8 protein-coding genes are annotated in these 10,780 nt (G+C 58.4%); 5 read left to right on the forward strand and 3 right to left on the reverse strand.

Annotation, left to right across the window (positions count from 1 at the left end):
• Nucleotides 1-16 precede the first annotated feature (16 nt).
• Genes QZ517_RS18415 through QZ517_RS18435 form a run of 5 tightly spaced genes read left to right on the forward strand, consistent with a single transcriptional unit; the run spans nt 17 to nt 6,626 of the window.
• Entirely contained in the window at nt 17-2,104 is a 2,088-nt protein-coding gene (locus QZ517_RS18415; protein ID WP_294229964.1) for a hydantoinase/oxoprolinase family protein, read from the forward strand.
• Nucleotides 2,101-3,807, forward strand: a complete 1,707-nt coding sequence (locus tag QZ517_RS18420; protein WP_294229945.1) for a hydantoinase B/oxoprolinase family protein — start codon at nt 2,101-2,103, stop codon at nt 3,805-3,807. The genes QZ517_RS18415 and QZ517_RS18420 overlap by 4 nt, the downstream gene beginning before the upstream one ends.
• Nucleotides 3,807-5,024, forward strand: coding sequence for an FAD-binding oxidoreductase (locus QZ517_RS18425; RefSeq protein WP_294229947.1), 1,218 nt, complete (start codon nt 3,807-3,809; stop codon nt 5,022-5,024). The genes QZ517_RS18420 and QZ517_RS18425 overlap by 1 nt, the downstream gene beginning before the upstream one ends.
• Nucleotides 5,024-5,788: an HpcH/HpaI aldolase/citrate lyase family protein gene (locus QZ517_RS18430; protein ID WP_294229949.1), complete on the forward strand. Its 765-nt coding sequence runs from the start codon at nt 5,024-5,026 to the stop codon at nt 5,786-5,788. Before QZ517_RS18425 ends, QZ517_RS18430 begins: the two co-directional genes overlap by 1 nt.
• Before the next feature lies 1 nt (nt 5,789).
• A complete protein-coding gene (locus QZ517_RS18435) occupies nt 5,790-6,626 on the forward strand; it encodes an NAD(P)-dependent oxidoreductase (RefSeq protein WP_294229952.1) in 837 nt (278 codons plus the stop codon).
• Nucleotides 6,627-6,629: 3 nt separating this feature from the next.
• Here QZ517_RS18435 and QZ517_RS18440 read toward each other — a convergent pair whose 3' ends face one another.
• From QZ517_RS18440 to QZ517_RS18450, 3 genes are all read right to left on the reverse strand, one after another.
• Nucleotides 6,630-7,808: an NnrS family protein gene (locus QZ517_RS18440; RefSeq protein WP_294229957.1), complete on the reverse strand. Its 1,179-nt coding sequence runs from the start codon at nt 7,806-7,808 to the stop codon at nt 6,630-6,632.
• A gap of 170 nt (nt 7,809-7,978) precedes the next feature.
• The gene (locus QZ517_RS18445; RefSeq protein WP_294229959.1) at nt 7,979-9,457 is read right to left on the reverse strand and encodes a globin-coupled sensor protein; all 1,479 of its coding nucleotides are present in this window, start codon (nt 9,455-9,457) and stop codon (nt 7,979-7,981) included.
• 319 nt (nt 9,458-9,776) lie between these two features.
• Nucleotides 9,777-10,670, reverse strand: coding sequence for an FAD:protein FMN transferase (locus QZ517_RS18450; protein ID WP_294229962.1), 894 nt, complete (start codon nt 10,668-10,670; stop codon nt 9,777-9,779).
• Between the last annotated feature and the right edge of the window lie 110 nt (nt 10,671-10,780).

Raw genomic sequence — 10,780 nt, forward strand, 5'->3', positions numbered from 1 at the left:
AGGGAGGCACTTTGCGATGCCATCACACGCAGCCCGATTGGGCGTCGACATCGGCGGAACATTTACGGACGTGGTGCTGGAGATCGGTGAAAGCCGGTTTTCTACCAAAGTGTTGACCACCTACGCCGCGCCGGAAAATGCGATTGTGGACGGCATGCATCAGGTCTGCGCCAAGGCGGGCGTAGCGCCAAAAGTGATCGAGCAGATCATCCATGGCACCACTTTGGCAACCAATGCGTTGATCGAGCGACGCGGCGCCAAAACCGCGCTGATCACAACCGAAGGCTTCCGCGATGTGATCGAAATGCGCACCGAAAGCCGGTTTGAGCAATATGATCTGAACCTCACATTGCCAGAGCCACTGTTGCCCCGCAACCGCCGCTATGTGTTGCGCGAACGTATGGATGCAACAGGGAAAGCACTGATCCCGCTGGAGCGTGATGACATCGAAGCGCTGGCCGAAGAGCTGGCCACAGCCAACTACGAGAGCATCGCTGTGGGCCTGCTGCACTCTTATGTGAATGACGCACACGAACGGCTCATTGCTGAGGTTCTGGCGGACAAACTGCCCGGCGTGATGGTCTCGCTGTCTTGTGAGGTCTCCCCGCAAATGCGCGAATATGAGCGGTTCAACACCACCATCGCCAACGCCTATATCAAGCCCCTGATGAAGTCCTACCTTGGCCGCCTGAAAGACCGGCTGGCCGACGAAGGCGCAGCCTGCCCTGTGTTTCTGATGCACTCCGGCGGCGGCATCATGTCCTTGGAAAGCGCCGCAGATTTCCCGGTGCGTTTGGTCGAAAGCGGCCCGGCAGGCGGTGCGATTTTTGCGGCCGACATTGCCGCCAAACACGGCCTCACCAAAGTGCTCAGCTTTGACATGGGCGGCACCACGGCCAAAATCTGCCTGATCAAAGATCAAACGCCGAAAACCGCGCGCGTGTTTGAGGTCGCCCGCACCTATCGCTTCAAAAAAGGCTCCGGCATGCCGATCTCGATCCCAGTTATCGACATGGTGGAAATTGGCGCAGGAGGTGGTTCGCTGGCTCATGTGGACGCGATGAACCAAATCCGTGTTGGTCCCGAGAGTGCCGGGTCTGAGCCAGGACCTGCGTGTTATGGTCGAGGCGGCGAAAAGCCGGCTGTGACCGACGCTGACCTGATCTTGGGCAAGTTGGACCCCAACAATTTTGCCGGCGGATCAATCCCGTTGCACCCCGACAGCTCCGCTGCCGCACTGAACAATGTGATTGGCAAAACGCTGGACATGGACGCCACCGAGGCGGCCTTTGGCCTTGCTGAAGTGGTTGATGAAAACATGGCCAATGCCGCCCGCGTACATGCGGTGGAAAACGGCGAAGACCTCTCGGAATACACGATGATTGCGTTTGGTGGCGCGGCCCCACTGCACGCCGCCCGTCTTTGCGAAAAGCTTGGCGTCTCCCGCTGTCTTGTTCCCCAAGGCGCAGGCGTTGGCTCCGCCATTGGTTTCCTGCGGGCGCCGTTTAGTTTTGAGGCCAACCGCTCTGTCTTCATGCGCATCGCAGATTTCGATACCGCGAAGGTCAAAGCCCTGTTTGACGACATGTCGGGGGAAGCGACACGCTTTGTACGCTCCTGTGATGCGGACGCAGAAATCCTGCGCGACCACAAAGTCTACATGCGCTACTCCGGTCAGGGTTGGGAGATTCCAATTTCACTTACCGCCGAACAGGCTGCCAATCCGGACGCAGACACGTTCCTGCACCTGTTTGAAACAGACTACAAAGCACTGTTTGGCCGAGCTGTCGACGGCATGGAGGTCGAAATCACGGTCTGGAGCGTGAACGCACACACCGTGCAAGCTGGCTCCACGCCACTCACGGGCACAGGTGATCTGACCTCTGTCTCACCAAGCAACACACGTGCGCTGTTTGATCCCGCTCTAGCTCAAACCGTGGAGGCCGCGGTCATCCCGCGCGCCGATCTGCCAAGCGGCCACATCGCCCAAGGCCCGGCTGTCGTGACTGAGGACGAAACCACTGTGGTGGTGCCTTCCAGCCGTGAGGTATTGACCCACGCTGATGGTACGCTGGACGTGCGCACAAAGGAGATCACCCAATGACCGAGCACAGCAAAGTTGCCTATCAGGTCATGTGGAACCGAATGATCTCCGTGGTAGAAGAACAGGCGCAAGCCCTTGTGCGCACGGCGTTTTCCACCTCTGTTCGCGAAGCGGGCGACCTCTCCGCCGGGGTCTACAACGACGCGGGCGAGATGTTGGCCCAAGCGGTGACCGGCACGCCCGGTCATGTGAATGCTATGGCCGACGCTGTGGGCCATTTCATCCGTCGCATTGGGCGCGAGAATATGTTTGAGGGCGACGTCTATCTGACCAACGACCCATGGGAGGGCACCGGCCACAAACATGACATCACTGTTGTGACGCCGTCTTTCCACCAGGGCACGCTGATCGGTTTTTTTGCCTGCACAGCCCATGTCACCGACATCGGCGGGCGCGGTTTTGGCGCGGATGCCAATGACGTACACGAAGAAGGGCTTTACCTGCCGATTATGAAGTTTGCGGATCGCGGCACCGTTGATCAAACGCTACTGACACTCATCCGAGGCAACGTGCGGGAGCCGGATCAGTTGGTGGGTGACATCTACGCGCTGGCGAACTGCAACGAGATTGGCCACCGCCGCCTGATTGACATGGTGGAAGAGTTTGGGCTGGCGGATCTGGCCGGCATCTCGGGCTTCATCCTGACCAACTCCCGCGAAGCCACTTTGGCGCGGATCAACGCGCTCACACCAGGCGAGGCCGAAGGTCATCTGCGCATCGACGGTTACGACACGCCCATCAACCTGCACGTCAAATTGACCATCGAAAAAGACCGCATCCTGAGCGATTGGGACGGCACATCTGGTTTGGACAAAAAGGGCATCAATGTGCCGCTGGTCTACACCAAGGCCTATGCCTGCTACGCGCTAAAATGCGCCATCGCGCCGGAAATCCCCAACAACGCCGCTTCACTGACCCCGTTTGAAATCACCGCGCCGGACAACAGCATTGTGAACGCCAAGTTCCCGGCCCCCGTCGCCCTGCGCCATGTGATTGGCCACATGGTGCCGGACACCGTCTACAACGCGCTCGACAAGCTGTTGCCCAACACAGTGCCTGCTGAGGGCGCGGGCTGTCTGTGCAATTTCCAAGTTTCTTTGCGTCCGCGTATGGATGGCGAGGCGCCTGCGGATGCCGTACGTGCCGAGGTCCTAACGTTTAACTCTGGCGGCTCCGGCGCACGGCCCACATTGGATGGCATGAATGCCACAGCCTTCCCGTCTGGTGTGATGACCATGCCGGTGGAAGCCACGGAACAAGTCGGGCCGGTGCTGATCTGGCGCAAAGAGCTTCGTCCCGACAGCGGCGGTGCAGGCGAATATCGCGGTGGCCTCGGCCAATACATGGATGTGGGTGCACGTGAGGGCCACGAGTTTGATATCTCTCTGATGCTGGACCGCGTGGATCATCCCGCGCAAGGCCGCCGCGAAGGCGGCGCCGGTGGCGCCACCCGTCTGGCCCGCTCCGACGGCGCAGCGGTGCGCGGTAAAGGCAAACAATTCATCCCCCATGGCACTGTGGTGCAAATGGGCTTCCCCGGCGGCGCTGGCTACGGTAACGCAAACCGTCGTGATCCGGCGCATGTCAAACGCGATGTTGCGCTTGGCTACATCACCCCGGAGCACGCCGCAGAGCATTACAACATGTCGGCAGAAGAGATTGCCGAGGCCCTATCGCGGGCCAAACGGGGAGACATCGTCTAATGGCAGCAGGCGCAATGGCCACCAAGCCAACCAAAACATCTTACGACGTGGTTATCATTGGCGGGGCGATCATGGGATCCTCCACCGCGTGGTTTTTGTCCGACAACCCAGACTTCACTGGCTCCGTTCTGGTGGTGGAGAAAGACCCAAGCTATGAGTTCAGTTCCACCGCGCACACCAACTCCTGCATCCGGCAGCAGTTTTCCAATACGCTAAATGTGCAGATTTCGCAGTTTGCCGCCGACTTCGTGAAAAACCTGCGCGCACGCATGGGCGACGACGAGCGCGTGCCCAATGTGGACATCCAGAACTACGGTTACCTCTATCTGGCCGACACCGAAGGCTTTGCCCAAACCCTGCGAGACAATCAGAAAATCCAACTGGCGGCGGGCACAGACACTGAGCTGTTAAACGCCGAAGAAATTGCCGCCCGCTACCCCTTCTACAATCTCGACGACATTGTGCTTGGGTCGATCAACACCAAAGACGAAGGTTATTGGGATGGCGGCGTGGTGTTTGACTGGTTTCGCCGCTCCGCGCGCGAGCGCGGTGTGGAATATGTGAACGGCGAAGTGGTTGCCATGGCGCGCGCAGACGGCAAAATTACTTCTGTCACGCTGGCTTCAGGTGACGTGGTCTCCTGTGGTCAGGTAGTAAACGCCTCCGGTCCGCGCGCTGCGCGCACCTCAGAAATGGCGGGCATTCACATGCCAATTGAGCCACGCAAACGCTTCACTTGGATTTTTTCTGCTGAACAGCCGCTGCCGATGGAACTGCCGCTGACCATCGATCCCTCCGGCGTGCATTTCCGCCAAGACGGCCCAACAACCTACCTTGCCGGGGCTGCGCCGGACCCGGACCCAGCGGTGGCGTTTGACGATTTCCACATGGACCACAACCGCTGGCAAAATCATGTCTGGCCCATCATCGCCACGCGTATTCCCCAGTTCGAAGCGATCAAAGTAGGGGCCGAATGGACCGGACACTATGCCTATAACACGTTGGATCAAAACGCCATTTTGGGCGCCCACCCCGAAGTCACCAACTTCATCTTCCAAAACGGATTCTCTGGCCACGGGCTGCAACAAAGCCCTGCGATGGGCCGGGCAGTCGCCGAGCTTTTGACTTACGGAGCATTCCGCACTCTGGACATGGCGCCCTTTACGTTTGAACGTGTGCTCAACAATGACCCTATAGTTGAGAAGGCCGTAATCTAATGGTGCAACCAAACCCTTTCCTGTCCGCAATTCGCGAAGGCAAACCACAAATTGGGCTCTGGGTGTCGCTTGGCGACGCTCTGACCACCGAAGTGGTGGCAGGCGCAGGCTATGATTGGCTGCTGCTGGATATGGAGCATGGGGCGAGCGAACTGTCTGACGTGCAGGCGCAATTGCAGGTCATCAAAGGCTTTGACAGCACCGCCATTGTGCGCCCGGACTGGAACGATCCGGTCAAAGTTAAGCGCCTGATGGACGTCGGTGCGCCGGGACTGTTGTTCCCGATGGTGCAAAACGCTGAAGAAGCCGCCGCCGCCGTGGCCGCCACGCGTTATCCGCCCAAAGGCATCCGTGGCTTTGGTGGCACTACGCGCGCCACCGGTTTTGGCCGTGACAAAGACTACACCGCAACTGTGGACGACCAAACTGCGGTGCTGGTGCAGGTCGAGTCGCTTGAGGCGCTGGACAACGTCGAAGCCATTGCCACAACAGAGGGCGTGGACGGGGTGTTTTTCGGACCCGCCGACATTGCAGCCGACATGGGCTACCTCGGCCAGGCCATGCATGACGATGTCTGGGCGAAAATCCTGCCCGCCGCCATGCGGCTGATTTCCAAGAAATTTCCCGTTGGCACTTTGGTGCGTGACGTGGCCTTTGCCCGCCGCCTTTTGGGGGCCGGGTTCACCTTTGTTGCCTGTGGCTCGGATGCCGGTCTTTTGGCCCGCGCCGCAGACACCCTGCTTGAAGAGATGAAAGCCCCCTGACATGAAGAAACTTGTCCTCACCGGCGCCGCTGGCCGCCTTGGCTCTTACCTGCGGGAGCCGCTGACCAAACTAGCTGACGAATTGGTTTCCACCGACATCGCTGAGGACATCGGCACATTGTATGAGGGCGAAAGCTACGTGCAGGCGGATCTGGCCGATCTGGATGCTATGATCGACGTGCTCAAAGACGCCGACATGGTGGTGCATTTTGGCGCCATAGGCGATGAAGCCCCGTTTGAAGAAATTCTCGGCCCCAACATCATTGGCGCGCACAACGTTTGGGAGGCGGCCTACCGCAACGGTGTGAAACGGGTGGTCTACGCCAGCTCCGTACACGCCGTGGGCATGCACAAAATTGCCGACAACATTGGTGTCGACGCCCCACATCGTCCCGACACCTTCTATGGCCTCGCCAAGTGCTTTGCCGAAGATTTGGGCCGCATGTATTGGGACAAACGTGGCGTGGAAAGCGTGCATATGCGCATCTTTTCCTGCGCGCAGGTTGTGGCCCCGCGCTCCCTCTCCACATGGCTCAGCTATGATGACCTGATCCGCATGGTCACCGCCGCGATCACCGCGCAAACTGTTGGCTTCTCAATTGTGTATGGCATCTCCAACAACGACCGCGCCCCGGTGCACAACACCGGCGCAGGTCACATCGGCTACAAGCCCCAGGACAACGCCGAACAGTTTGCCGACGCCATCCTTGCGGACGCCCCGCCGGCAAACCCAACCGATTTGGCACAGATGACCATTGGCGGGCCATTTGCCACCATCCCGTTGGGTGAAAGCGGGCTCGCCACAATGACCATCGTGGACGACAGCAAGAAAACCTAAGCGTTATTTCCCGTCCAGACGGGGGGCGGTGGCCATTGGGAAAATCGCAATCAGGAACAGCACCATCGCCGCCACCCAAAGCCCCCCGGCCAACATCAGCGTGAAATCATACACCGCGACCAAAACGCTCTGTCCTACCCAGCGCATCAGCGCGGCGCTGGCCATAGCCCCGTAAGCCCAGACCAAAGGTTTTGACGCGATCAACGCGCGGCCAGTGTGCCCCAAAGCTGCGCGGCTCATCACCGCCAGCGTCATACCGCCAACACAACCGATGCCAAGCACGTGGATCGCGGCCAGCTCTTGACCGACGCCAAATCCCGACAGGCCATACAGGATCAAACCCAACGCCAAAAACGCCATGCTGATGTGCAACGACCACAAAATTGGCTGGCTTACGGTCCATAAGCTCTTCCACCCGCTGAGCCGCGCCAATTGCGCAATGCCTGCAATCATTGCAACGCAGGTCAACAATATATCACTGCCACTCATCGCGGCCCAAGGCAGCGCCAGCGAGGTCACCATCGAGACTTTGTTTAGAGCGGCCGGAGTGTTTGGCCAGTCTGCCTCTGGAACATCGACCCGCTTCATGGCGTTGCGTGTAAACGCCGGCGTGACCCGTCCGCCAAGAACGCCAATCAACCCCACCAAGGTCATCAACCCACCCACAATACCCTGACGGGCTGTGTCCGCTGTCAATCCTGCCCATTCCAGATGCACTAGCAAGTTGCTCACCCACAGGGCCACCAACATCGACAACAGCACCATGTTCTGCGGTTTGGGGCGCTTTAGCAGTTGGCTCAGGATCTTCCACGCCAAGACAGGCACAAACATCAGATCCGCCACCATCGCTGCCATTGGGGGCACCACACCCATCGGCCACAGTGCAATCCGGCCAATCAGCCACAAGCCAAATACACCGGCAATAAACCCAACCCGCGCGCCTTTTGAGCCGGTCCAATTGGGCACTGCGGTCAGGAAAAACCCGCCAATTGCCGCCGCACCATAGCCAAAAATCATTTCATGGGCGTGCCATTGGCTTGGTGCTATACTCAGTCTGTCCATCCCGGCACCACCGGACGCCAATGACAACGCCCATAGCAGCCCCGCACCGGCGCCAAAGAAACCGGCCGCAAGAAAAAACACCCGAAAGCCTTCTGAAAACACACGCAGAATCGCGGACATAATTCACCTATTGCATTACCTGTTCGCCGCGAGCCTAGGCCCCACTGGCCAACCGCCACTTGACCAAACCCAAGACCAAACAACAAAGTGAGAAAAAGTCGCAGACCACAAAGGCAAAATGCCGGAACGCTCCACATCCCGGCTTGAAGTTTCCGAGAAAGTTCAGCGCGTTAGGCGGCAACCTGATTGACAACCTCACAACAGTCGTTCTCGTCCCCTGCGTCATGATCCACCCCTTCAGGCGACAATTCAAACTCACCTATCAGCTGCGCCATGGAGGTCGTGTCCCGTTGCATCGAGCCCACGGCGGCAGCTGTCTGCTCAACCATGGCCGCGTTTTGCTGCGTTACGTTGTCGAGTTGCGACAGGCTGCTGGCAATTCCGCTCAGCCCTTCTGACTGCTCCAGCGAGGAGTTGGCCACTTGCGAAGTTAGTCCCGCCACGGCTTCTACCTTGTTCACGATATCCCCAAGCACACGACCGGCCTGGTCCACCATCTCGACACCATTCTCAACCAAGTCAGACGAGGTTTTGATCAATTCACTAATCTCTGCAGCAGATTCTGCCGCGCGCTGCGCCAGGCCGCGCACCTCAGAAGCCACCACAGCAAAGCCCCGACCAGCATCTCCGGCCCGCGCGGCTTCTACACCTGCATTGAGCGCCAAAAGATTGGTTTGAAACGCAATATCGTCAATCACACCTGTAATCTGTGAAATCTGGGCAGAGGATTCTGCGATCTCGCGCATTTTTTCGACGGTTTCCTGCATCACGTCTTGACCCGTTTTGGCCTTTTGATGCGTCTGAGACATCATTGCGTCGGTTTCCTGTGTTGCACTGGAAGAGGACTGAACGCTTTTTGTGATTTCCTCCACTGACTGCGTGGTTTGCTCCAATGTCGCGGCCTGTGTTTCTGTGCGATGCGCCAGATCATCAGCCCCGGAGTTCACTTCCGCTGCCGTCAGATCCAAATCCTCGGTGGCATTTTTGATAGACCGCATCACTTCGCCCATGTCGCTCTGCAATGCATTAAAGCCCAGTCGCATGTCCTCATACCGTGCCGGGAAGTCACTGTGCTCTGGGGAGGGAATGTCCTCGGACAAGTCTTTGCGCCCCATGCGCCCCATGCCATCCTGAAGATATTTGAACGCCCGCGCCTGCTCTTCTTGCTGGGCGCTGAAATAGGCCTCAATCACCAAATTCATGTCCAACGTGAACGCCCGCGTAAGTGCAGAAAGCTGCTTTGCCATCTCCGCCTTGCCAACGGGCCCCAATACAATGCTGCTGCGTTTGAGAAACAAGGTTTGAATAAACGATGTCGCCCGCGAGTACCCTGCCAAATAAAGATCAAACGGCAATTCAATGCGAAAGTGCACTTGCCCGATGGTTTTGGTTGCGGCGGCAAAATCATCATCAAATGCGCCGCTCAGAAGTTTTGTCCAATGTTTCTTTTGCTGGCTGCGGGCGTGGGCCAGCATCTCCTCAGACTTAAAGAATTTAGCCGCGCCATCCTGCGCCATCGCATAGTCATAGAAATAGTCGAGAATTTCATTCAACCACGGCGTCACTCTGGCACCCGCGCGCGCCAGCGCATCACCATCCTTGCCGTCGAGTCCAAATTTCGTCACGGCGGCAGTCAAAGTCTTAGTCATCGTTAATAGTACCTTCGTTCCCTGGTATAGAATTTCGATACCAATCTAGGAAACTGATCCTTAACAGAACGCTTACAGCCAAGCTGTCTTTGGGCAGCAATTGCTGAACTGGTAAAATTTACTTTTGCCCCGAGGGAGCTTAGCGAGGAATTTCAGATATTGGATCCGAGAAAGTGGTTAATCACCGCTGGACCTAAAACCAGTCCAATCACAGCTTTGGCGGTAAACTCTTCCGCTTCGACCACTTAAGCGGGCATAAAAAAACCTCCCGCACATCGGTGCGAGAGGCTCAATTCTTTGAGGCTTAACGCTTTGTGGCTTAGGCCAGCGCTTCGATGCGCGCACCGGCAAACTGATCCACCATGGCGCGGCCAGCGGCCTCATCCATCAGGCACAGCGCGGTGGACAGCGCGTCCGCCATAGCGGCCTTCGGTGCGGAGACAGACGCCAACGCCTGAACGCTTGCCGCGCCGCTTGGCAGGAAGATGTGGCCTTCGGTGCCGGACAGCACCGTGGCTGATGGGGCGGAGGTCGCCAGTGCGCGGTCTGTCAGGGTCACACGCGCGACAATCTCGCCTTCCGGGGTGGACACGCCAGCTTTCCAGCCAGCGCCATCCGCTTTGCTGCCCAACGCGGCAACTTCGCCCATGTCCATCAGCACGTTGGTCAGGCCTGCGTCTTTCATCAAGGCCACAACGCGGTCGGTCACGTACCCCTGTGCGATGCCGTTCAGGGTCAGCGCCATGCCGTCGGAGTCAAACTTCACAGCGGCCGTGTCGAACTGTACGTTCTGCCAGCCCACGAGGCCTTGCGCGTTGGAGACGTCACCTTTGCCACCTTTGGCCAACCACAGCGGCTGCACGGATGGGTCAAATGCGCCGCCGCTGGCTGCGTTGATGCTGTCGCTCAGGCTCAGCACTTCCAGAAGCTCCGGTGCAGGCGTATTCAGAACGCCGTCGCGGTTCAGCGTGGTCAGCGCGCTGTCGCGATACAGTGAGAAGATGCCTTCCAGACGGGACAGCTCGGCCTCCACCGCGGTAAAGATAGGCGTAGCTTCAGAAGCACTCATACCAGCGATTTTCATGTGCGCCGGTGCGCCCAGCGCGATGCCGGACCAGGTGGCGGTTTCGGTAGCGGCCACGGCCATGCCCGCAGGCACAGCGGCGCTGGCGGCGGCAATGGTCAGAAAACGGCGGCGGTTCAAACGGGTCATGACGGGGTCTCCAACGTCTGATCTAAATCTATCGGTCCAAGGACTGCTTCGGTGGGAATAGCATCCAATGACATAATTTGCCCACCCCATTGGGCCGCAAAAGTGCCTGC

Origin of the sequence: uncultured Shimia sp. (assembly GCF_913054185.1) — a bacterium.
GTDB lineage: Bacteria > Pseudomonadota > Alphaproteobacteria > Rhodobacterales > Rhodobacteraceae > Shimia.

Bases quoted from the DNA above. Each gene is read 5' to 3' on its own strand.
- QZ517_RS18415 (WP_294229964.1), top strand. From the start codon at position 17: ATGCCATCACACGCAGCCCGATTGGGCGTCGACATCGGCGGAACATTT.
- QZ517_RS18420 (WP_294229945.1), top strand. From the start codon at position 2,101: ATGACCGAGCACAGCAAAGTTGCCTATCAGGTCATGTGGAACCGAATG.
- QZ517_RS18425 (WP_294229947.1), top strand. From the start codon at position 3,807: ATGGCAGCAGGCGCAATGGCCACCAAGCCAACCAAAACATCTTACGAC.
- QZ517_RS18430 (WP_294229949.1), top strand. From the start codon at position 5,024: ATGGTGCAACCAAACCCTTTCCTGTCCGCAATTCGCGAAGGCAAACCA.
- QZ517_RS18435 (WP_294229952.1), top strand. From the start codon at position 5,790: ATGAAGAAACTTGTCCTCACCGGCGCCGCTGGCCGCCTTGGCTCTTAC.
- QZ517_RS18440 (WP_294229957.1), bottom strand. From the start codon at position 7,808: ATGTCCGCGATTCTGCGTGTGTTTTCAGAAGGCTTTCGGGTGTTTTTT.
- QZ517_RS18445 (WP_294229959.1), bottom strand. From the start codon at position 9,457: ATGACTAAGACTTTGACTGCCGCCGTGACGAAATTTGGACTCGACGGC.
- QZ517_RS18450 (WP_294229962.1), bottom strand. From the start codon at position 10,670: ATGACCCGTTTGAACCGCCGCCGTTTTCTGACCATTGCCGCCGCCAGC.